Below are 21,865 nucleotides of genomic sequence, written 5' to 3'. Positions count from 1 at the left end.
GGGGGGGGTGGTGGTGGTGTTCATTTCTGAATAAAAACACCTTCTTGCGGGTGTGGTGTTGTTGGCCGTGTCGTTCAACAACCACAAACCCCCCCCCACGACCGGGCGGTCACTGGCAGGCTTCGCAGTCGGGGTCGTCGATCCGGCAGGCGGCACCGTCGGTGGCGACGAAGTCGACGTCCGAGACCTGCGGCATCTCCTTCGGCTCCGGCTTGGCGGCCGGGGCCGGGGCGGTCACCGGGACGGCCGGGACCGCGGCGGCGGGCGACGGCGAGACCGCGGCGGAAGCCGACGGGGCGGGCGAAGCGGCGGGAGCCGGGGCGGCGGGCTTGGGTGCCGATGGTGTGGCCGGGGCCGGGGTGGCCGAGACCGCGTTCAGCTTGCCGTCGGTGCCGCGCAGGGTGCTCTTCTCCACGTGCGTCGCGGACCGCGCCCGCAGGTAGTACGTGGTCTTGAGGCCCTTGTGCCAGGCGTAGCGGTACAGCTCGTCGAGCTTGCGGCCGCTGGGCGCCGCGATGTACAGGTTCAGCGACTGCGCCTGGTCGATCCACTTCTGACGACGCGAACCCGCGTCCACCAGCCACTTGGACTCGATCTCGAACGCGGTGGCGTACAGCGCCTTCAGGTCGTCCGGCACGCGGTCGATCTGGCCGAGGCTGCCGTCGAAGTACTTCAGGTCCGAGACCATGACCTCGTCCCACAGCCCGCGCTCCTTGAGCGAGCGGACCAGGTGCGGGTTGACCACGGTGAAGTCGCCGGACATGTTCGACTTGACGAACAGGTTCTGGAACAGCGGCTCGATCGACTGCCCGACGCCGCAGATGTTGGAGATCGTCGCGGTCGGCGCGATCGCCATCACGTTGGAGTTGCGCATACCGACGGTCTTGACCCGCTCACGCAGCGGCGCCCAGTCCAAAGTGGACGAGGTGTCGACGTCGAGGGCGTCGCCCTGGCGGGCGTCGATCAGCAGCTGCAGCGAGTCGATCGGCAGGATTCCCTTGCTCCACAAGGAACCCTCGAACGTCTGGTACTGGCCGCGCTCCTCGGCGAGGTCGGTCGAAGCCGAGATCGCGTAGTAGCTGATGTGCTCCATGCTGGTGTCCGCGAACTGCACGGCCTCGTCCGAGGACAGCGGGACACCGATCTCGAACAGCGCGTCCTGGAAGCCCATCAGGCCGAGGCCGATCGGGCGGTGACGCAGGTTGGAGCGGCGCGCCTCCGGGATCGTGTAGAAGTTGATGTCGATCACGTTGTCGAGCATGCGGACCGCGGTGCGCACGGTCTTCTCGAGCCGCGCGGTGTCCAAGCCCTCGGGGGTGACGTGCTTGAGCAGGTTCACCGAGCCCAGGTTGCAGACCGCGACCTCGTCGGTGGTGGTGTTCAGGGTGATCTCGGTGCACAGGTTGGACGAGTGCACGACACCCACGTGCTGCTGCGGCGAGCGCAGGTTGCACGGGTCCTTGAAGGTGATCCACGGGTGGCCGGTCTCGAACAGCATGGTCAGCATGCGGCGCCACAGGTCGACCGCGCGGATCTTGCGGAACACCTTCAGCTCACCGCGTTCGGCGGCGGCCTCGTACTCGCGGTAGCGCTCGGCGAACGCGGTGCCGTAGAGGTCGTGCAGGTCCGGGGTCTCGTTCGGCGAGAACAGGGTCCACTGCGCGTCGGCCTCGACGCGGCGCAGGAACTCGTCGGGCACCCAGTTCGCGGTGTTCATGTCGTGCGTACGACGACGGTCGTCACCGGTGTTCTTGCGCAGGTCGAGGAATTCCTCGATGTCCACGTGCCAGGTCTCGAGGTACGCGCAGGCCGCGCCCTTGCGCTTGCCGCCCTGGTTCACCGCGACCGCGGTGTCGTTGGCGATCTTGAGGAACGGCACGACACCCTGCGACTGGCCGTTGGTGCCCTTGATGTGCGCGCCGAGGCCGCGGACCGGGGTCCAGTCGTTGCCGAGGCCGCCCGAGTACTTCGCCAGCAGCGCGTTGTTCTTGTACGCCTGGAAGATCGAGTCCAGGTCATCGTCCACAGTGGTCAGGAAGCAGGACGACAGCTGCGGGCGAGTGGTGCCCGAGTTGAACAGCGTCGGGGTGGACGCCATGAAGTGGAACGTCGAGAGCAGCTCATAAAACTCAATGGCACGAGATTCCCGATTGTCCTCGCGGATCGCCAGGCCCATCGCGACGCGCATGAAGAACGCCTGCGGCAGCTCGAAGCGGATGCCGTTGTGGTGCTGGAAGTACCGGTCGTACAGGGTCTGCAGGCCGAGGAAGCCGAAGTCGAGGTCGCGCTCGGCGTGGATGGCCGCGGTGATCTTGTCCAGGTCGAAGGTCTGGAGCTCGGGGTTGACCAGCTCCAGCTCGATGGCGCGCTTGAGGTAGTCGCGGAAGTACTGCGGGTACCGCGCGGTCATCTCGTCCTGGCTGGCCTGCTGCGGCACGCCCGCGAGGTAGCTGAGCGCCTCGCCGCGGAGCTTGTCCGTAAGCAGCCGGGCGCTGACGTAGGAGTAGTTCGGCTCCTGCTCGACGAGCACGCGCGCGGCCATGATCTGGGCGAGGGCGAGCTCGTCGGCGCTGATGCCGTCGTAGAGGTTGCGCTTGGCCTCGGCCAGCACCGGCTCGGCCGAGACGTCATCCAGTCCGGCGACGGCCTCGCCGACGACGTGCGAGACGCGGGCCCAGTCGAGCGGACGGAGCGAGCCGTCGGCCGCCTTGACGCTGATGGCGACATCGGACGAAGCGGGCTTCTCGGCGTCACGGGCCTTCGCGCGCTCATCGCGGTACAGGACGTACGCGCGGGCGACCTTGTGGTGCTCGCCGCGCATCAGCGCCAGTTCGACGATGTCCTGGATCTGCTCGATGTGCAGCGCGGTCTCGGGACCGGCGTGGCGGAGCAGAGTGGCTTCGATCTGCTCGGTCAGTTCGTTGACCAGGTGGTGGATCCGCGACGAGGCGGCCGCGTCACCGCCCTCGACGGCGAGGAAGGCCTTGGTCACGGCGACCGAGATCTTGCTCGCGTCGAAGGGGGACACGCTGCCGTCCCGCCGGATGACTCGCACGGTCGCGGGCGTCGTGTCCGAGGACGAGGGCGGCCGCTGACCGGTATCGACTGACATGCCTGACTCCAAAAGGGCGCGTTGAAGCACCACAGGGCCTCACAAGGCCGTGCGCTGCACGTTCACAAAGCTGTCCGACCACCGCTCCCGAGCGGTCTCCCCGTCGCTGGGCGGTGCCGGTTCCCAGAGACTACATGTAGGGGTCGGAGGCTGCACGTGCCCCAATGGGTGGCGTGTCGTGGTCTCACCCTGGCGGGTTAGACGATCACGCTGAGCGGCTGGTCAGCCCCCGAAAACGAGCTTGAAATCGCGCAGGCAGGCGCTCAGGACGGGCCGCTGACCGGCGAGGAAGCCGAACGGGCCGGACTCGTTGATCCGCCAGTCCGCGGTCGCGGGGCGCGGGTTCGCTGTCGCTCGGACGGGGCTTCTTTTGAGACGGCCGTCCAGCATTTGGACGACGTCGAAGGCCGCGGGCATCCGCACCGGAAGGCTCGGGCGGGCGGTGAAGGCCGCCGTCGCGATCCAGTCCTCGTGGGTGGCCGCCGAGGCGGTGAAGGTCCGCCCGTGGGCGAAGTCGAGCGCGGCGAGGTCCTTGGGAATGCCCCACAACGCGCGTCCGCCGGCGAGGGAGACCTCGCTGTCGACCCAGATGTCGGTGATCGAGCTGGAGAGACGCTCGCCGCGGACCGCGACGGTCGCCAGCAGCTCGTGATACTGAAGCCGGCCGGGCTCCTGGTAGTCGATCCAGGCGGTGAACACCTGCGCGCGGCCGCCCAGTACGACGGGTTCGGCGCCGTCGGGCAGTGCGGGCAGTTCGCTCACCGGGACCCGCCAGACCGACAGGTACGCCTGACCCGCCAGGTCCCAGGGCTCCGGGGGATAGGCGGTCATGCGTTCCGCCACGGCAGGTAGGCGGGCTGGTCGGTGTCGACGCGCATGGAGAACTCCGGTGGTCGTTTCTGCAGGAAGGACACGACGCCTTCGACGGCGTCCGGGCTGGAGCCAAGGCCGCCGATCAGCCGGGAGTCGAGTTCGTGCACGGGGAACGGCGATTCCGCGCTGGCCATCCGATACAACAGCTGCCGGGTCACCGCGACCGAGACGGGTGAGGTGGTCCTGGCTATCTCGAGGGCCAGTTCGCGTGCCTTGCCGAGCACTTCTTCGGGCTCGTGAACACTGTGGACCAGCCCGGCGGTTTTCGCTTCCTCGGCGCCGAACACGCGGCCGCTGATCATCCAATCGAGTGCTGTGCCCATCCCGACGAGCCGCGGGAGGAACCACGCGGACGCGCCTTCGGGGTAGATCCCGCGGCGGACGAACACGAAACCGAACCGGGAGTCCGTGGACGCCAGCCGGTAATCGCACGACAGCGTGATCGTGACGCCGCCGCCGACGGCCGCGCCCCGCAGGGCCGCGATCACCGGCTTGTTCATCGTGAAGATCCGCTTCGAGCACCGTCCCGCCGGCTCCTGCCATGCCGCGTCCGGACCGGTCTCCGGGTCGAAGTCGAAGCCGCCTTGGGTGAGATCGGCGCCCACCGAGAAGTCCTTGCCGTTGCCGGTCAGGATCACCACCCGGACGTCTTCGTCGCGGTCGGCCCGGTCCATCGCGTCGCCGAGTTCGTCGGCCATGCGGATGGTGTAGCCGTTGCGGGCCTCGGGCCGGTTGAGCGTGACCGTCGCGATGCGGTCGGCGACCTCGTAGGTGATTTCGGCGTACGCGCTCATGACGTGAAAGTAAGGCTATGTTGACAAGGTGTCAATAAGGCTCATTCGACGTCGTCCAGATGGTCCGCGTAGTACTCGACCGCTCGCCGGTACCGCTGCACGCCGTCGTCCGCGCTCGTCGCCGCGAGCACCTTCAGCAGCGTTCCCGCCGCTTCGCGCGCTTCGCCGACGTTGTAGAGCGCCATCGCGAGGAAGGTCCTCAGCGCAGCGTCGTCCGGGAATTCGGAGAGACCGCGGCGCAATGTCTTGAGCGACTCGTCGTACCGGCCGAGGACGCGATACGTGCTGCCGAGCCCGACGAACACGCCGTGCCTGTCCTCTGTGGACAGACCTTCGCCCGCGAGCGCCTGCTCGTAGAACGGGGCCGCTGCCGCCTCCAGCCCGGCCGAATCATGCGCCCACGCGGTTTGGTAGGCGATCACGGCGTCCCGAGGCTTCCGCGCGGCCAGCTCGATCAGCCGCAGGCGGGCCTCGTCGGTGCCCTGCTCCCGCAGCCGGACCGCTTCCTGCGTCTCGTTCACGCGGCGGCGCCGTCGAAGGGCGGATAGGTCTCGCCGCCGACGCGCTCGGCCACGACGATGTACTCGGCCAGCGCGTCACGCGAACGCGCCAGCTTGGCCAGCTGCTCGTCCAGGCGTCCGAGCCGCTCGCGCATCGCGGCCAGCAGTTCGGGGCAGCCGATCAGCTCGGGCTCCTCGCCGATCGCGCACGGCAGCAGATACGCGATGTCCTCGGACGACAGGCCGGCGGCGAGCAGATGCCGGATCTGCTTCACCCGCAGCAAGGCCGTCTCGTCGTACTCGCGGTAGCCGTTCGTGCCGCGGCTCGCCTCCAGGAGCCCTTGGGCTTCGTAGTAGCGCAACTGATGGGCGTTGACGCCCGTCCGGTGACTCAGTTCACCGATCTTCATCGCATTCCCCACTTGACCTTCATACCGGTATCAACGTTGACGATCGTGCCATGACAGACAACGAGAACACCCCGATATCGGTCGTCGGCCTCGGTCTCATGGGCACCGCGCTCGCCCGTGCGTTCCTGAAGGCGGGGCATCCCACGACCGTGTGGAACCGGACGGCCGCCAAGGCGGACGCGCTCGTGGCCGAAGGCGCGCGGCTCGCGCCCACGATCGGCGAAGCGCTCGCCTCGGGCGGCGTGACGATCCTGTGCCTCACCGACTACTCCGCTGTGCGTGACCTGCTCGGCGACGCAGGGCTGGAGGGCACGACCCTGGTCAACCTGTCCTCGGGCAGCTCCGCCCAAGCACGGGAAACCGCCGCCTGGGCCGGAAAACAGGGCGCCGGCTACCTGGACGGCGCGATCATGGCCATCCCGCCGACGATCGGGACCGCCGAGGCGGTGATCCTGCTCAGCGGGCCGCGGCCGGACTTCGACCTCGGCGCGCTCGGCACGATCAGCCATCTCGGCGAGGATCCCGGGCTGGCGTCCCTGTACGACGTCGCCGGGCTGACCATGATGTGGAGCGTCCTGAACGCGTGGCTTCAGGGCACGGCGATGCTCAAGACCGCCGGTGTCGACGCCGCGACGTTCGCGCCGTTCGCGCGGCAGATCGCCGCCGGGGTGGCCGATTGGCTGCCCGGATACGCCGAACAGGTCGACAAGGGTTCCTTCCCCGCCGAGGTGTCGGCGTTGGAGACCGACGTGCGGGCGATGGCGCACCTGGTCGAGGAGAGCGAGGCGCTGGGCGTGAACGCCGAACTGCCGAAGCTGCTCAAGGCGATGGCCGACCGCGCGATCGCCGCCGGGCACGGGGGAGAGCAGTACCCGGTGCTGATCCGGGAATTCGAGCGGGCGGGTAAGTAGGGCGGCACGGCTGGGGGTCGCACGCCGGTCCGTGAAGGCCTCCTTGAGGGACCCAGAGTCCCTCAAGGAGGCCTTCACGGACCTGGCCGCCACTTGCGTCCCAGCAGCACCACTAGTCACAACGGCGGCGCGTGAAGGCCCCCTTCCTTGCGCTTAAGGACAGGAAGGGGGCCTTCATGTACTTCGCACGCTGTAGCTCGTATCCACAAAACAATCAGGCGTGCTTGATTTTTCCGGCGGGGGGTGCCAGCCTGGGGAAGACGCGAGGAGGCGGGCATGGCTGACCTGGGCGTGATCCTTGGGGATCTCGCGGCGGAATCGCAGGCCATCGACGACGTGGTGGCGGATCTGCCCGCGTCGGACTGGGCGAGGCGGACCCCGGCCGAAGGCTGGACGATCGCCCATCAGATCGCTCATCTGGCCTGGACGGACAAGAAGGCGCTGATCGCGGCGCGCGGCTCCGAGGCCGAGTGGCAGGCCGAGATCGAAGGGCTGCTCGCGACGGGCGAGTCCTACGTCGACGACGGCGCCGCCGAGGGCGCGAAGACGCCACCCCGTGAGCTGCTGGCCGAGTGGCGCGCCGGCCGCGCGGAACTCGCCGAAGCGCTCGCCGCGGTGCCCGACGGACAGAAGATCCCCTGGTACGGCCCGCCGATGAGCGCCGCGTCGATGGTGACCGCGCGGCTCATGGAGACCTGGGCGCACGGCCAGGACATCTTCGACGCGCTCGGCCTGGAGCGGGAGAACACGGCCAGGATCTGGCATATCGCCCGGTTCGGGACCCGCACCCGCGACTTCGCCTACAAGCTCAACTCGCTCTCTCCGCCCGCCGTGGAATTCCGCGTCGAGCTGGCCGCGCCCGACGGCACCACCTGGGCGTTCGGCCCCGAGGACGCCGAGCAGCGGCTCACCGGAAGCGCGGTCGACTTCTGCCTCGTCATCACCCAGCGGCGTCATCCCGCCGACACCGACCTGGTCGCCACCGGCGCCGACGTCGAAGAGTGGCTCGGGATCGCGCAGGCCTTCGCCGGGCCTCCCGGCGCCGGGCGGAAGCCGGGGCAGTTCGCATGACCCCGATCAGGATCGGCAACGCGTCCGGGTTCTACGGCGACCGGTTCTCCGCCGTCCACGAGATGCTCACCGGCGGCCCGCTCGACGTGCTGACCGGCGACTACCTGGCCGAGTTGACCATGCTCATCCTCGGCCGCGACCGGATGAAGGACCCGAATCGCGGGTACGCCAAGACCTTCCTGCGCCAGATGGAGCAGAATCTCGCGCTGGCGAAGGAAAAGGGCGTCAAGATCGTGGCGAACGCCGGTGGGCTCAATCCCGCCGGCCTCGCGGACGCGCTTCGCGAACTGGCCGCGAAACTCGGCGTCGACGTCGCCATCGCGCACGTCGAGGGCGACGACCTCGTCCAGCGGGCGGAAGAACTCGGCTTCGGCAAGACCCTGACCGCCAACGCGTACCTCGGCGCCTGGGGGATCGCGGAATGCCTGAACGCCGGCGCCGACATCGTGGTGACCGGCCGTGTCACCGACGCGTCGGTGATCGTCGGCCCGGCGGCCGCGCACTTCGGCTGGGCGCGCGACGACTACGACGCGCTGGCGGGCGCGGTCGCGGCCGGGCACGTGATCGAATGCGGTACGCAGGCCACCGGTGGCAACTACGCCTTCTTCACCGAGCACCAGTTCGGCGTCCCGGGGTTCCCGATCGCCGAGATCTCCGCCGACGGCTCCAGCGTGATCACCAAACATCCCGGCACGGGCGGCGTGGTGAACGCCGGAACCGTTACCGCGCAACTGCTCTACGAGATCACCGGCGCCCGCTACGCCGGGCCGGACGTCACGGCGCGGTTCGACACGCTGACGCTCACCGAGGACGGTCCGGACCGCGTCCGGATCAGCGGCGTCACCGGGGAGGCGCCGCCTCCGACGCTCAAGGTCTGCCTGAACGGGCTCGGCGGCTTCCGCAACGAGACGACGTTCGTCCTCACCGGACTCGACATCGAGGCGAAAGCCGCGCTGGTCAAGGAACAACTCGAAGGCGCACTCAAGGCCAAGCCGCCGGCGGACGTCCAGTGGACCCTTGCCCGCACCGACCGTCCCGACGCCGAAACCGAGCAGCAGGCGAGCGCTCTGCTGCACGTCGCGGTGAAGGACGCCGATCCGGAGGTCGCCGGGCGCGCGTTCAGCGGCGCGGCGATCGAACTCGCGCTGGCGAGCTACCCCGGCTTCCACGTCACCGCACCGCCCGCGGCCGCCTCGCCCTACGGCGTGTACCGGCCCGCGTTCGTCGACGCGCACGAGGTGCCGCACGTCGCCGTCCTGCCGGACGGAACGCGCCGTGACATCGCGCCCGCCACCGAAACACTGCCTCTGTCCGAAGTGGACGATGATCGGCTGCCCGCGCCGTTCACTCAGGCGCAGGTCCGCCGGGCACCGCTGGGCAGGGTGATCGGCGCCCGCAGTGGCGACAAGGGCGGCAACGCGAACGTCGGTGTCTGGGCGCGCTCCGACGAGGCGTGGCGCTGGCTCGCGCACCGGCTCACCGTCACCGAGTTCAAACTGCTGCTCCCGGAGACCGCGGACCTCGAGGTCCGGCGGCATCTGCTCCCGAACCTGCGGGCGATCAACTTCGTCGTCGAAGGCATCCTCGGCGAGGGCGTCGCGTCGCAGGCGCGGTTCGACCCGCAGGCGAAGGCGCTCGGGGAATGGCTGCGCTCCCGCGAGATCGACATCCCGGAGGCCCTCCTGTGACCGACCCCTTCTCCACGCCGGAACGCGCCGAACTGCGCAGGACCGTGCGGCGGTTCGCCGAAACCGAGATCCTGCCCCACCTCGAAGGCTGGGAGCGCGAGGGCGAACTGCCCCGCGACCTGCACCGCAAGGCCGGGGAACTCGGACTGCTCGGCGTCGGCTTCCCCGAAGAGGTCGGTGGTGGGGGCGGCGACTACCTCGACGCGGTGGTCATCGCCGAGGAACTGCACTACGCGGGTGGTTCCGGCGGCCTGTTCGCCTCGCTGTTCACCTGTGGCATCGCCGTCCCGCATATCGCGGCGGCCGGGGATCCGGTGCAGATCGAACGCTGGGTCCGGCCGGCACTGGAAGGCAACAAGATCGGCTCGCTCGCGGTCACCGAACCCGACGGCGGCTCCGACGTCGCCGGGATCCGCACCACCGCGGTGCGCGAGGGCGACGAGTACGTCATCAACGGGGCCAAGACCTTCATCACCTCGGGTTGCCGCGCCGACTTCGTGACCACCGTGGTCCGCACCGGTGAAGCGGGCGCTCACGGGATCTCGCTCATCGTGGTCGAGCGCGGCACGCCGGGTTTCGCCGTCTCCCGCAAGCTGGAGAAGATGGGCTGGCTCTGCTCGGACACCGCCGAGTTGTCCTATGTGGACGTCCGCGTGCCCGCGGAGAACCTGGTCGGCGCCGAGAACAGCGGGTTCGCGCAGGTCGCCACCCAGTTCGTCACCGAACGGGTCTCGCTGGCGGTGCAGGGTTACGCCCACGCGCAGCGAGCGCTCGACCTGACGCTGGACTGGTGCCGCCTGCGTGAGACCTTCGGCCGGCCGCTGATCTCCCGTCAGCTGGTGCAGCACAAGCTCACCGAGATGGCGCGCAAGATCGACGTCGCCCGGACCTACACCCGGCAGGTCGCCCAACGGCACGTCGCGGGCGAAGAGGTCATCGCCGAAGCCTGTTTCGCGAAGAACACCGCCGTCGAGACCGCCGAATGGGTGGTCAACGAGGCCGTGCAGCTGCACGGCGGACTCGGCTACATGCGGGAGTCCGAAGTGGAGCGTCACTACCGTGACGTGCGCATCCTCGGGATCGGCGGCGGGACCAACGAGATCCTCACCGGCTTGGCCGCGAAGCGATTGGGATACACCGCATGAGCACGATCAAGTCCACTGTGGACACGCGAGGCGAGGAGTTCGCCACCAATCGCGAGTCCATGCTCGGCAAACTGGCCGAGATCGACGGCGAGCACGCCAAGGCGATCGCGGGTGGCGGCGAGAAGTACGTCGCCCGGCATCGCAAACGTGGCAAGTTGCTGGCCCGCGAGCGGGTCGAGCTCCTCCTCGACGAGGACTCGCCGTTCCTCGAACTGTCGCCGCTGGCGGCCTGGGGTTCGGACTACCAGGTCGGCGCCAGCGTGATCACCGGGATCGGCGTCGTCGAAGGCGTCGAGTGCATGATCTCGGCGAGCGACCCGACGGTCAAAGGCGGGGCGAGCAACCCGTGGACGGCCAAGAAGAGCTATCGTGCCGCGGACATCGCCGCGCAGAACCGCCTGCCGGTGATCAACCTCGTCGAGTCCGGCGGCGCGGATCTGCCGACGCAGAAAGAGATCTTCATCCCCGGCGGCCGGATCTTCCGCGACATCACGCGTTCGTCGGCGGCGAAGGTGCCCACGATCGCCCTGGTGTTCGGCAACTCGACCGCCGGTGGCGCGTACCTGCCCGGCATGTCGGACTACGTCGTGATGGTCAAGGAACGGGCGAAGGTGTTCCTCGGCGGACCGCCGCTGGTCAAGATGGCCACCGGTGAGGAGTCCGACGACGAATCGCTCGGCGGCGCCGAGATGCACGCCCGCACCTCCGGGCTCGCCGACTATCTCGCGGTGGACGAAGAGGACGCGATCCGGCTCGGCCGCAGCATCGTCAAGCGGCTGAACTGGACCAAACAGGGCCCGACGCCGAAACCGGACTACGCGGAGCCGCTGTACTCCGCCGAGGATCTGCTCGGCATCGTGCCCACCGACCTCAAGGTGCCGTTCGACCCGCGTGAGGTGATCGCCAGGGTCGCCGACGGTTCGGACTTCGACGAGTTCAAACCCTTGTACGGCAGCAGCCTCGCCACCGGCTGGGCAAGCATCCACGGTTACCCGGTCGGTATCCTCGCCAACGCCCAAGGCGTGCTCTTCGGCGAAGAGTCGCAGAAGGCCGCGCAGTTCATCCAGCTGGCCAACCAGATCGACACGCCGCTGGTCTTCCTGCACAACACCACCGGCTACATGGTCGGCAAGGAATACGAGCAGAGCGGCATCATCAAACACGGCGCGATGATGATCAACGCCGTGTCGAACTCCAAGGTGCCGCATCTGTCGGTGCTCATGGGTGCCTCGTACGGCGCCGGGCATTACGGCATGTGCGGCCGTGCCTACGATCCCCGGTTCCTTTTCGCCTGGCCCAGCGCGAAATCCGCGGTCATGGGGCCGCAGCAGCTGGCGGGCGTGCTCTCCATCGTGGCCCGTGCCGCCGCCGCGTCGCGAGGCCAGGACTACAACGAGGAACACGACGCCGCCATGCGCGCCATGGTGGAGGGGCAGATCGAAGCGGAGTCGATGCCGATGTTCCTCTCCGGGATGCTCTACGACGACGGGATCATCGATCCCCGCGACACCCGCACGGTGCTCGGGCTCAGCCTGTCCGTGATCCACAATGGACCAGTGAAGGGCGCCGAAGGCTTCGGCGTCTTCAGGATGTAGGGGCCGAAAGTGATCCAGAAACTCTTGGTCGCCAACCGCGGCGAGATCGCCCGCCGCGTGTTCCGCACCTGTCGCGACGCCGGAATCGGCACGGTCGCGGTGTTCTCCGACGCGGACGCCGACGCGCCGCACACCGCCGAGGCGGACGTCGCCGTCCGCTTGCCGGGCAACGCGCCCTCCGACACCTACCTGCGAGCCGAACTGCTCATCAAGGCGGCCGTCGAGACCGGCGCCGACGCGATCCACCCCGGCTACGGCTTCCTGTCCGAGAACGCCGCGTTCGCCCGCGCCGTCATCGAGGCCGGGCTCACCTGGGTCGGGCCGCCGCCGGAAGCCATCGAGAGCATGGGCTCCAAGGTCGAGTCCAAGCGGATGATGGCCGAAGCCGGGGTCCCGATTCTGTCCGAATTGGACCCGGCCGAGGTCACCGAGGCCGATCTTCCCTTGCTGGTCAAGGCTTCCGCCGGGGGTGGCGGACGCGGGATGCGCGTCGTGCGCTCGCTGGGCGAACTCGCCGAGGCCGTCGAAGGCGCGAGTGCGGAGGCCGCCTCGGCGTTCGGCGACCCCACCGTGTTCTGCGAGCGGTACCTGGAGACCGGCCGTCACATCGAGGTCCAGGTGCTCGCCGACACCCACGGCACGGTGTGGGCGGTGGGGGAGCGCGAATGCTCGATCCAGCGCCGTCACCAGAAGGTCGTCGAAGAGGCGCCGTCGCCGTTCGTCGACGAAACCATGCGAGAGGCGCTGTTCGACGCCGCGCGCAAGGCCGCGCAGGCGATCGACTACGTCGGCGCCGGGACGGTCGAGTTCCTCGCCGGACCGGACGGGCGGTTCTACTTCCTGGAGATGAACACCCGGCTCCAGGTGGAGCATCCGGTCACCGAGGCCACGACCGGGCTCGACCTCGTGTCGCTGCAACTGCGGATCGCCGAGGGCGAGCACCTCCCGATCGAGGAGCCGGAGACGCGAGGCCACGCGATCGAGGTCCGGCTTTACGCCGAAGATCCGGCCGCGGGCTGGCAGCCGCAGAGCGGTACCTTGCACCGCTTCGCACTGCCCGCCGCACAACGGGAATTCGAAGTCGGCCCTGGTGTCCGGCTGGATTCCGGTTTCGTCAGCGGCCAGACCGTCGGCGTGCACTACGATCCGATGCTCGCCAAGGTCATCGCCTACGCCCCGGACCGCCGGAGCGCGGCGCGCGCCCTGGCGGCAGCCTTGGCCGGTGCGGAGATCCACGGCGTCGTGACCAACCGCGACCTGCTGGTGAACGTTCTGCGCCACGAGGCCTTCCTCGCCGGCGAGACCGACACGGCGTTCTTCGACCGGCACGGACTCGAAACCCTGGCCCGTCCACTGGCCACTGTGGACACCGTACGGATTTCGGCGCTGGCCGCAGCCTTGGCGGGTGCGGCCGCGAACCGCACACACGCGCGGGTACAGGAGCGGCTGCCGAGCGGCTGGCGCAACGTCCGCTCCCAGGGACAGCGCAAACGTTTCCGTCAAGGTGACGACGAGATCGAGGTCGTCTACACCCTCGGCCGTGACGGTCTGCGCGCCGACGGTTTCGAAGGCGTCGAGCTGGTTTCCGCCGAGAGCGACGCCGTGGTCCTGGAGGTCTCCGGGGTGCGGCGGAAGTTCGCCGTCGCCCGGTACGGCGGCACGGTGTACGTCGATTCGCCGGAAGGCGCGGTCGAGCTGGGTGTGGTGCCGAGGTACACCGATCCCGACGCGGCGCTCGCCGCCGGATCGCTGGTGGCGCCGATGCCGGGCACGGTCGTCCGGCTCGCGGTCGAAGCGGGCGACACCGTCAAGACCGGCGATCCGTTGCTGTGGCTCGAAGCGATGAAGATGGAACACCGGATCGCGGCGCCCGCCGACGGCGTCGTGACGGAACTCCCGGTGGTGGTCGGACAACAGGTCGAAGTGGGCACGATCCTCGCGGTGGTAGGAGACGACGAATGAACGCGATGAACTTCACCGAGCCCGAGGAGCGCGTCGCGCTGCGGGCCGCCGTCGCCGAACTCGGCAAGAAGTACGGGCACGAGTACTACGCGAAGCAGGCTCGTGCCGGGCTCAAGACCGACGAGCTGTGGGCCGAGGCCGGACGGCTCGGCTACCTCGGCGTGAACCTGCCCGAGGAGTACGGCGGCGGGGGAGCGGGGATCGCGGATCTCGCCGCGGTGCTCGAAGAACTCGCCGCGGCGGGCTGCCCGCTGCTGCTCATGGTCGTCTCGCCGGCGATCTGCGGCACGGTCATCTCGCGGTTCGGCACCGAGGAGCAGAAGAAGCGCTGGCTGCCCGGGATCGCCGACGGCAGCGGGCGGATGGTCTTCGCGATCACCGAACCGGACGCCGGGTCGAACTCGCACAAGATCACCACCACCGCGAAACGCGACGGCGACGGCTGGGTCCTCAGTGGACGGAAGGTCTACATCTCCGGTGTCGACGAGGCGGACGCCGTCCTGGTCGTCGGCCGCATGGAGGACGCGAAGACCGGCAAGCTCAAGCCCGCGCTGTTCACCGTCCCGACCGACGCGCCCGGCTTCGAGTACAAGCAGATCGAGATGGACATCATCTCGCCGGAGAAGCAGTTCGGCCTGTTCCTCGACGACGTCCACCTGCCGGCCGACGCGCTGGTCGGCGAGGAGGACGCGGCGATCGCGCAGTTGTTCGCGGGGCTCAACCCCGAACGCATCATGGGCGCGTCGTTCTCGCTCGGCATCGCCCGCTACGCGCTGGGCAAGGCCGTCTCCTACGCCAACGAGCGCAAGGTGTGGGGCGCGCCGATCGGCACCCACCAGGGTCTCGCGCATCCGCTGGCCGAGATCAAGATCGAACTGGAACTGGCGAAGCTCATGACGCAGAAGGCGGCGTCGCTCTACGACTCCGGCGACGATTTCGGCTCGGGCGAGTCGGCGAACATGGCCAAGTACGCCGCCGCCGAGGTCGCGATCCGCGCGGTCGACCAGGCCGTGCAGACCCATGGCGGCAACGGCCTCGCCAGCGAATACGGGCTGGGCACGCTGGTCACGGCCGTCCGGCTGGGCCGGATCGCGCCGGTGAGCCGTGAGATGGTGCTCAACTTCGTCGGCCAGCACAGCCTCGGCCTGCCCCGGTCCTACTGACCACGGAAGGCGACCTCCCATGAGCACGCTCCACGGCAAGACGATCATCATCTCCGGCGGCAGCCGCGGGATCGGCGAGGCCATCGCGGTCCGCGCCGCCCGCGACGGCGCGAACATCGCCTTGCTGGCCAAAACCGCCGAGCCCCATCCGAAACTGCCGGGAACGCTCTACACCGCCGCCAAGGCGATCGAGGACGCCGGCGGGCAGGCGCTGCCGATCGTCGGCGACGTCCGCGACGACACGTCGGTCGAAGCCGCGGTCGCGCGGACCGCGGAGCAGTTCGGCGGTATCGACATCGTGCTCAACAACGCCAGCGCGATCGACCTGACGCCGACCGAAGCGGTCAGCATGAAGCGTTACGACCTGATGCAGGACGTCAACGCGCGCGGTTCGTTCCTGCTGTCGAAACTCGCCATCCCGTACCTGAAACTGTCGGAGAACGCGCATATCCTGACGCTGTCGCCGCCGATCAGCCTCGACGAGAAGTGGTTCCGGACCGGGCATCTCGCGTACAGCATCGCGAAGTATTCGATGAGCCTGGTGACCGTCGGGCTCGCCGCGGAACTGCGACAGTTCGGGATCGCGGCGAACTCGCTGTGGCCGCGGACGACGATCGACACCGCGGCGATCCGCAACGTCGTCGGCGCCGAACTCGCGGCGAAGTCGCGGACGCCGGAGATCATGGCGGACGCGGCGCACGCGATCCTCACCAAACCGGCCCGCGAGGCGTCCGGGCACTTCTACATCGACGACGAGGTGCTCGCCGCCGAAGGGGTCACGGACTTCTCGAAGTACCGCATCGGTGAGCGCGAAGAAGACCTGCAGCTCGATTTCTGGGTCGAAGCACGCTCTCCCGCTGAGACCCCATCAGACGCAGTCGAGGCACGTACTCCAGAGTCAGGGCCATGATCCGCGAACCACAGCAGGAGCGCAGCCGCACGACCCGGCGGCGGCTGGTCGAGGCCGCCGTCGAGACGATCGCGGAGCTGGGCTGGAACGGGACCACGGTCGCGGTGATCGCCGAACGCGCCGGGGTCTCGCGCGGTGCCGCCCAGCATCACTTCCCGACCCGGGAGGACCTGGTCGCGGCCGCGGTCGAGCACGTCGGCGAGATCCAGATCGTGGAACTCCGCGCCCGTGCGGCGGAACTGCCGTCCGGGCGGTCGCGGATCGAACGGGCCGTCGACATGGTGCTCAACCTCTACGGCGGGCCGATGTTCCGCGCCGCGCTCCACCTGTGGGTCGCGGCGTCGACCGACGAGTCGCTGCGCGCGACCCTGGTGCCGCTGGAGGCCCGGGTCGGCAGGGAGGCGCACCGGGTGACCGTCGAACTGCTCGGCGTCGACGAGTCCCACCAGGGCGTTCGCGAGCTGGTCCAGGCCACTCTCGATCTTGCCCGCGGCCTCGGCCTGGCGAGCCTGCTGACCGATGACACGAAGCGGCGCAAGCAGATCGTGGCGCAGTGGGCGCGGGTGCTGGAGCCCACCCTGGCGTCCGCGAAGATCTCACGGAACCGAAAAGGCAACGACAACGTCTGAGATCTTGTTAACACTGATGGAGCAGCGACCGATAACACGGTGTAAGTGCTGCTGATTCAGGTGGCTGATCGAGAGAGGTCCAAACCGGTGTCCGGTTCAGAGGTCGAACTGTCCCATCGAGCCATGGCGATGCTGCGAGCGGTCGCGGCGCGCCGTGCCCAGATGTCGTGCAGCTGCGAGCCGGATCTCTTCATCGACGGGTTCGCCTGTTGCGATCAGATGACCGCGCACGCGCTGGCTCACGGTGGCTACATCCGCCCCGCCGAGTCCACCGGCCTCGCCGCGGTCACCGGCCGTGTGCCCGCCGAGCTGACCGAGGCCGGCGAGGCCGCGATCGCGGTCACCGCTGCTGCCTGACCCTTCACCGCATCGTCCGTCCGCAGTGGACGACGACCGTTTACAACCGCCTCCCGCGTTCCTAGGATCCACCCCGGGATGAGGCCGTCGAGTGATCGGCGGACCGGGTTGGGAGGTGCCGATGGCACGCACGGCTCGTCGCGATGCCAGTGGGGACGACCTGAGCCCGTCGGCATCGCGGACGCGGGTTCATCAACAGACACTGAGCGAGTTGATGCGGAAAGCCGGCGCGTCGCCCCGTCGCCGGGGACCACGCGGGCCCAAACACCGTGCTCCGGACACCGCCGCACCCGGTAACGGGAAGATCCGGCGGATTTCGGCGCTTTCGGCGGGCGGAGTCGTCGTCGGCGGTGTGCTGGTCTTCCTGCTCACTCCGGCCGACCCGGTCGAGGTCGTCCCGGGGGCGCCGCTCCCGCCGCCGTCGCTGATCATCGCCCCGCAGGCCGTCGATGCCCCGGACGACGCGGCTTCTCCGACCACCCCATCGGGGCCTTCGGGCGGCAGTGTCGCGCCCCCGCCACCGATGACGGCGTCGATGCACGGCTCGGAGACGCCGTCACCGACGCCCACCCCGGTCCGGGAGGAACGGCCGGATCCGCGCGCCGGTCACCACGAGTGGTATGACGACTGGTACCACGGCGGATATCCGGGTGGCGGTCGTCGGCCGCAGTGGGGCCAATAGCGCCGTTCGGGTGATCGGCGGCGTCGCGCACCGTCGAACAAGAATCACGATTCGCTCCGGATCTCGTCCTTTCGTGTCTGGTGCCCTTTTTCCCGTGTGCGGGCTTCGGCCCGGTACCTACGATGGTTCGCACTCTCCATTTCTTCCGGAGCAGAGCGAGGGGCTGAACAGGAAAAATGAGTGTGGGGCGACATTCTCCCGCGGTGCAGCTCGCCCGGAGAATGCTGATCAATCGCGAGGTCGGGAATCCGTCCCGTCAGCAGCCGGTGACGCTGCTGCTCGGGCCGGTCGGTTCGGGTAAGACCACGGCGCTGGAAGCGATCCGTCAGGACCTGGGCTGGGGTGTCGTACACGCCGGATTCGATTTCGGGCACGGCGGCAGGGCGGGCACGATCGACGTGCTCACGAAACTGGCCTACGCACTGTCGAGTAAATGGCGGAATCGGCCGAAACCGCAGTTCGTTCGTTTCACCATCGCGCTGATCGCGGTTCAAGCGGAGCTTTCCGGGCGAAATCGTGACGAAGATCTGGCGCAGCTGAAATCGCTGATCAACAGTTTCCACGGAATCATCTGGACACCGGCGCTGGACAAAGCGCTCGACACGCTGACCGAGGCGGCGAAGGCGACCGGCCTCGTCGAACCACCGTATGCGGAGCTGTTCCGCCAGACGTTCCCGCATCTGGTCCGGAACATCCGGCCGCGGCTCGGCAAGGCGCTGCGGTCGCTGGCCGACTTCCCCAACGCCGAAGGGAGATCGCCGTTCGACGCGCTGCTCGAACTCAACCGGCTCGCGCACGGCAGCGCCCGCGACGCCAAGGCCGTCACCGAATGGCTGATGGCGGCGTTCCTCGGTGACGTCCGGGAGAACCATCCGCGGATGGCGAGACCGGAGGAGAAGAGCCCTTGCGCCTGCGACATCACGCAGCAGCGCAGGCACTGGCACAACTGGGTGGTGGTACTCGACGACGTCGACCACGCCGGCGGGACCGAGTTCCTCGCCGATTTGATCACCGCACGGGAACGGCACGCCGTCCAGCACCCGAACGACCGGGAGGCCCACGACGCGCTGCTGGTGATCGCCACCAGCGGGCGGTGGCACGACGATTGGAGCACCGCCTGGCTGGCGCCGTGGAAACCCGCCTCCGGCGCGCCGTCCGCCGTCCGGCCGATGGCGGACTGCGAGGAGGCTTCCTACGACGATTGGGCGAACCCAGCCCACGGCGCGCTCGATTCGGCGTACTACCCGGTCCGGATCTCGCCCCAGCCGATCGGGCGGATCGCGCGCGTCCTCGATTCCGGCGCGCTGACTCCGAAGGTCACACTCGCGCACCGGGCGACCGGCGGGCTGCCGTCGGCGGTTGAGCAGCTCGCGACGCGATTGCGGGCGAGCGACGTGCGCGAAGGCGACCGCGACCTACTCACCACCGGCCCCCGTGGCGAGCAGGATCCTTGCTACCGTCGGCTGACCGAACTCGGCCTGACCGAGCATCTCGACGACGTCGACCTCGACGACTTCGTGACCGCGGCGCCGTTCGCGACCGCGCCCTGGCTGATCCCGGACGCCGCGCAGAGCCGGATCGACCAGCCGCACGTCGGGCGGATCCTGACCGAGCTGCGCACCTCGTTGTGGGTGACGGCGAGGAACTCGCCCGGGACGACGGACGACCAGGCGGCGCTGCATCCGTGGATCGCCGCGAACCTGGTGTCCGCGCTGGCCCGGCGTGGGGACGGGGACGGGCCGACCTACACGGATCAGTTCAAGGCCCTGCGCGACGACCCGGACACCGCACAGGATCCGGTGCGCCTGGCCTACTGCGACCTCGCGCTGGGCGACATCGGTGAGGTGGTCACCTTCTTCGAGCGGGAGTTCAACCGCATCCCGCACGTGGAATGGGTCGCGAAGCTCGAACTGGTCCTCAACGCGCCCGACGATCTGCCACCCGGGCGGGATCACGCGGAGCTGTACGAAGAACTCGTCAACCTGGACAACGCGCGATGCCCGGACGACCGGTCCGAGATCCGGAACAACGTCGCCCGGCTCATCGCGGCGGGCTGGCTGACCGCCAACCCCTTCGCGGTCCGCGGGCAGGGCCAGCATCAGGTGATCGCGAACGCCTTCGCCGCGCTGGCCACCACCTCGCACCAGCCGGACGTCGGCGCGCTCGTGTCGGCCAAGGAAGCCGCCCGGCGCGGTGAATTCCCCTGAACCTGAACGGAACTCTGTGATGTCCTGGCTCGATTCGCTGAGAACACGCATGTCCGAGGCCCGTGAACGCGCGGTGACGGGGCCGCCGGTGCGGCCACGGGGCTGGGGGCGCCGCCATCGGGTGCTGCTGATCGCGGTCGTGGCCCTGCTGGTGAGTGCCGTGCTGGCGTGGATCAGACCCTGGGAGTCCTGCGGCTCGGGGCTGCGCGCGGTGGACGCGGACGAGGAGTCGGTCGGCTCGTCGTATGTCTGCGTCGGGTTGAACCTCGACTCCGGCCCGGTGCGGGACGACGATCCGCTCGACCCGCTCGAGAAGCTCATCAAGAGCCGCAACGAAAAGGCGGGCGACAACTTCAAGACCATCGTGGTGCTGGAGAACCTCGCGCCCGATCCGAAGGTCGACAGCCAGCCGTTCCCCTTCATCCAGCGGGAGATCCAGGGCGCCATCACCGCCGCCTGGCCGAAGAACGGGCCCCCGGGGATCAAGCTCCTGCTGGCCAACTACGGGAGCAACGCCGGCCACTGGCGTGTCGCCGCCGAAGAGATCATCGCCGCGGCCGCGGCCCAGCGCATCGTGGCGGTCACCGCTGTCGGCAACAGTTCGGAGAACAGCCGGGCGCTGGTGGCGGAGCTGTCCCGGCACGGCATCGCCACCATCGGCGCGACCCCCACCGCGGACAACATGAACACCGATCCGAAGGGAGCGCGGATCGACAACTTCTTCCGGGTGGGCCCCACGAACACCGACGAGGCCCGCGCCGCGGCCGGATACATCGCCGCGCACGGTTTCCGGCGCGTGATGATGATCCAGGGAGTCAGCAAGGAGGACACCTACGCGACCACGCTCGCCGAGGCGTTCCAGAACTCGTCGAAGATCCCGGTCATCTTCACGAAGACCTACGACGTCAAGCCGCTCACCGACATTTCTCGTGAGGGCTATCTGCGAGGTCTGTTCAGCAAGTGGCACAACGATATCTGCGGCGCGAGGCCCGATCTGATCTACTTCGCCGGCCGCGGGCTCGATGTCGGCGCCCTCGTGGCGGCGCTGGCGGGCGACGGCGCCTGCGAAGGGCTCGACACGGTGACCGTGATGACCGGGGACGACGCGAGCACACTCGCCGGGAAACCCTTGCCGTTGAACGGGGACATCAGTGTCCGCCTTCGCTACACGGCACTCGCCTATCCCGACCAGTGGGATATGTTCACCGCCGATCCGGCACATCCGGCGTACAAGAAGAACTACGACAACTTCGTCGCCGAATTCACCGGGACCCACGGGTTTCCCAAGGCGGAACTGTGGGACGGCGCCGCGATGATCGAACACGACGCCGTCGCCGCGGCGGTCGAAGCGGCGGTGCAGAACGTGTCGGCGGATCCGGTCTCGGTGGCGGATGTGTTGCGCAGCATCGACTGCAACTCACCGGTGCCCGGCGCCACCGGATTCGTCGCCTTCGATCAGACGACCGGGAACCAGCTCGACAAGGCGTTGCCGATCCTGTCCATCGACCCGGACGGTTCGGTGCATCCGGTCGACCTCGTGTGGTCGCGTGGGCGGCCGTTGAACACGAAGCCGGACTGCGGTCGCTGAAGGGTGCAGGCAGGCAAAGCCGCATAACAGCTGGTGAGGTGGGTGGCGAGTGACGATTCGGGTTCTGATGACGGGCGGGGGCTCGTCACAGTGGCCGGACATCTTCTCGACAGTCCACAGGGGACTCTTTCCGGGTAGCAGTGCCTGGTTCGGGCGTTTTGTGAAGGGGTCGTGAGTGGTTATTTTATTTTGAAAAAAAAAAAAAAAAAAACACACCCCCCCAGAACAACCCCCCAAGACCAGATGTGCTTTGGGGGGGGGGGCGTGA

At 68.6% G+C, this 21,865-nt stretch carries 18 protein-coding genes; 13 read left to right on the top strand and 5 right to left on the bottom strand.

The annotated features are described in order from the left end of the window. Positions 1-109: 109 nt before the first annotated feature. The 5 genes from ACIHAO_RS23715 to ACIHAO_RS23695 all read right to left on the bottom strand — a co-directional run bounded on the left by ACIHAO_RS23715 (position 110) and on the right by ACIHAO_RS23695 (position 5,689). Positions 110-3,112 carry a ribonucleoside-diphosphate reductase subunit alpha gene (locus ACIHAO_RS23715; RefSeq protein WP_396561156.1) on the bottom strand — a complete coding sequence of 1,001 codons (3,003 nt, stop codon included), beginning with the start codon at positions 3,110-3,112 and terminating at the stop codon, positions 110-112. A 222-nt stretch (positions 3,113-3,334) separates the two neighbouring features. Beyond that, positions 3,335-3,943, bottom strand: coding sequence for an acetoacetate decarboxylase family protein (locus tag ACIHAO_RS23710; protein ID WP_396561154.1), 609 nt, complete (start codon positions 3,941-3,943; stop codon positions 3,335-3,337). Next, positions 3,940-4,779, bottom strand: a complete 840-nt coding sequence (locus ACIHAO_RS23705) for an enoyl-CoA hydratase-related protein (protein ID WP_396561152.1) — start codon at positions 4,777-4,779, stop codon at positions 3,940-3,942. The genes ACIHAO_RS23710 and ACIHAO_RS23705 overlap by 4 nt, the downstream gene beginning before the upstream one ends. A gap of 41 nt (positions 4,780-4,820) precedes the next feature. Then, positions 4,821-5,300 carry a tetratricopeptide repeat protein gene (locus ACIHAO_RS23700; RefSeq protein ID WP_396561150.1) on the bottom strand — a complete coding sequence of 160 codons (480 nt, stop codon included), beginning with the start codon at positions 5,298-5,300 and terminating at the stop codon, positions 4,821-4,823. Continuing rightward, positions 5,297-5,689: a MerR family transcriptional regulator gene (locus ACIHAO_RS23695; protein WP_396561148.1), complete on the bottom strand. Its 393-nt coding sequence runs from the start codon at positions 5,687-5,689 to the stop codon at positions 5,297-5,299. The genes ACIHAO_RS23700 and ACIHAO_RS23695 overlap by 4 nt, the downstream gene beginning before the upstream one ends. Before the next feature lie 50 nt (positions 5,690-5,739). Here ACIHAO_RS23695 and ACIHAO_RS23690 point away from each other — a divergent pair, with 50 nt between their 5' ends. From ACIHAO_RS23690 to ACIHAO_RS23630, 13 genes are all read left to right on the top strand, one after another. Continuing rightward, positions 5,740-6,600, top strand: coding sequence for an NAD(P)-dependent oxidoreductase (locus tag ACIHAO_RS23690; RefSeq protein ID WP_396561146.1), 861 nt, complete (start codon positions 5,740-5,742; stop codon positions 6,598-6,600). Positions 6,601-6,876: 276 nt separating this feature from the next. After that, the gene (locus ACIHAO_RS23685) at positions 6,877-7,671 is read left to right on the top strand and encodes a TIGR03084 family metal-binding protein (protein WP_396561144.1); all 795 of its coding nucleotides are present in this window, start codon (positions 6,877-6,879) and stop codon (positions 7,669-7,671) included. Then, the gene (locus tag ACIHAO_RS23680) at positions 7,668-9,359 is read left to right on the top strand and encodes an acyclic terpene utilization AtuA family protein (RefSeq protein WP_396561142.1); all 1,692 of its coding nucleotides are present in this window, start codon (positions 7,668-7,670) and stop codon (positions 9,357-9,359) included. Before ACIHAO_RS23685 ends, ACIHAO_RS23680 begins: the two co-directional genes overlap by 4 nt. Continuing rightward, positions 9,356-10,504 carry an acyl-CoA dehydrogenase family protein gene (locus ACIHAO_RS23675; protein ID WP_396561140.1) on the top strand — a complete coding sequence of 383 codons (1,149 nt, stop codon included), beginning with the start codon at positions 9,356-9,358 and terminating at the stop codon, positions 10,502-10,504. Before ACIHAO_RS23680 ends, ACIHAO_RS23675 begins: the two co-directional genes overlap by 4 nt. After that, on the top strand, positions 10,501-12,099 hold the full coding sequence (locus ACIHAO_RS23670) for an acyl-CoA carboxylase subunit beta (protein WP_396561138.1): 1,599 nt from the start codon (positions 10,501-10,503) through the stop codon (positions 12,097-12,099). Before ACIHAO_RS23675 ends, ACIHAO_RS23670 begins: the two co-directional genes overlap by 4 nt. A 9-nt stretch (positions 12,100-12,108) precedes the next feature. Further along, positions 12,109-14,061, top strand: a complete 1,953-nt coding sequence (locus tag ACIHAO_RS23665; protein WP_396561136.1) for a biotin carboxylase N-terminal domain-containing protein — start codon at positions 12,109-12,111, stop codon at positions 14,059-14,061. Then, a complete protein-coding gene (locus tag ACIHAO_RS23660; protein WP_396561134.1) occupies positions 14,058-15,224 on the top strand; it encodes an acyl-CoA dehydrogenase family protein in 1,167 nt (388 codons plus the stop codon). The genes ACIHAO_RS23665 and ACIHAO_RS23660 overlap by 4 nt, the downstream gene beginning before the upstream one ends. A 19-nt stretch (positions 15,225-15,243) precedes the next feature. Beyond that, positions 15,244-16,134 carry an SDR family oxidoreductase gene (locus ACIHAO_RS23655; RefSeq protein WP_396561132.1) on the top strand — a complete coding sequence of 297 codons (891 nt, stop codon included), beginning with the start codon at positions 15,244-15,246 and terminating at the stop codon, positions 16,132-16,134. Beyond that, a complete protein-coding gene (locus ACIHAO_RS23650; protein ID WP_396561130.1) occupies positions 16,131-16,763 on the top strand; it encodes a TetR/AcrR family transcriptional regulator in 633 nt (210 codons plus the stop codon). The genes ACIHAO_RS23655 and ACIHAO_RS23650 overlap by 4 nt, the downstream gene beginning before the upstream one ends. A gap of 87 nt (positions 16,764-16,850) precedes the next feature. Continuing rightward, positions 16,851-17,120 (top strand): hypothetical protein, encoded by a 270-nt coding sequence (locus ACIHAO_RS23645; RefSeq protein ID WP_396561128.1) that lies wholly within the window; start codon positions 16,851-16,853, stop codon positions 17,118-17,120. A 214-nt stretch (positions 17,121-17,334) separates the two neighbouring features. Continuing rightward, on the top strand, positions 17,335-17,802 hold the full coding sequence (locus tag ACIHAO_RS23640; RefSeq protein WP_396561269.1) for a hypothetical protein: 468 nt from the start codon (positions 17,335-17,337) through the stop codon (positions 17,800-17,802). Between the two features lie 203 nt (positions 17,803-18,005). After that, a complete protein-coding gene (locus tag ACIHAO_RS23635) occupies positions 18,006-20,009 on the top strand; it encodes a hypothetical protein (protein ID WP_396561126.1) in 2,004 nt (667 codons plus the stop codon). 19 nt (positions 20,010-20,028) lie between these two features. Continuing rightward, positions 20,029-21,597, top strand: a complete 1,569-nt coding sequence (locus ACIHAO_RS23630; RefSeq protein WP_396561124.1) for an amino acid ABC transporter substrate-binding protein — start codon at positions 20,029-20,031, stop codon at positions 21,595-21,597. Positions 21,598-21,865: the final 268 nt, after the last annotated feature.

The sequence above is a fragment of the Amycolatopsis sp. NPDC052450 genome, from assembly GCF_044547565.1.
In the GTDB taxonomy this organism is placed as follows: domain Bacteria; phylum Actinomycetota; class Actinomycetes; order Mycobacteriales; family Pseudonocardiaceae; genus Amycolatopsis.
The sequence above is the reverse complement of the archived record's forward strand: the minus strand, read 5'-3'. Positions and strand labels throughout refer to the sequence as shown.

Coding starts and splice junctions, on each gene's coding strand:
- ACIHAO_RS23660 (WP_396561134.1), top strand. CDS start 14,058: ATGAACGCGATGAACTTCACCGAGCCCGAGGAGCGCGTCGCGCTGCGG.
- ACIHAO_RS23640 (WP_396561269.1), top strand. CDS start 17,335: ATGCGGAAAGCCGGCGCGTCGCCCCGTCGCCGGGGACCACGCGGGCCC.
- ACIHAO_RS23630 (WP_396561124.1), top strand. CDS start 20,029: ATGTCCTGGCTCGATTCGCTGAGAACACGCATGTCCGAGGCCCGTGAA.
- ACIHAO_RS23685 (WP_396561144.1), top strand. CDS start 6,877: ATGGCTGACCTGGGCGTGATCCTTGGGGATCTCGCGGCGGAATCGCAG.
- ACIHAO_RS23695 (WP_396561148.1), bottom strand. CDS start 5,689: ATGAAGATCGGTGAACTGAGTCACCGGACGGGCGTCAACGCCCATCAG.
- ACIHAO_RS23705 (WP_396561152.1), bottom strand. CDS start 4,779: ATGAGCGCGTACGCCGAAATCACCTACGAGGTCGCCGACCGCATCGCG.
- ACIHAO_RS23690 (WP_396561146.1), top strand. CDS start 5,740: ATGACAGACAACGAGAACACCCCGATATCGGTCGTCGGCCTCGGTCTC.
- ACIHAO_RS23670 (WP_396561138.1), top strand. CDS start 10,501: ATGAGCACGATCAAGTCCACTGTGGACACGCGAGGCGAGGAGTTCGCC.
- ACIHAO_RS23680 (WP_396561142.1), top strand. CDS start 7,668: ATGACCCCGATCAGGATCGGCAACGCGTCCGGGTTCTACGGCGACCGG.
- ACIHAO_RS23715 (WP_396561156.1), bottom strand. CDS start 3,112: ATGTCAGTCGATACCGGTCAGCGGCCGCCCTCGTCCTCGGACACGACG.
- ACIHAO_RS23655 (WP_396561132.1), top strand. CDS start 15,244: ATGAGCACGCTCCACGGCAAGACGATCATCATCTCCGGCGGCAGCCGC.
- ACIHAO_RS23650 (WP_396561130.1), top strand. CDS start 16,131: ATGATCCGCGAACCACAGCAGGAGCGCAGCCGCACGACCCGGCGGCGG.
- ACIHAO_RS23710 (WP_396561154.1), bottom strand. CDS start 3,943: ATGACCGCCTATCCCCCGGAGCCCTGGGACCTGGCGGGTCAGGCGTAC.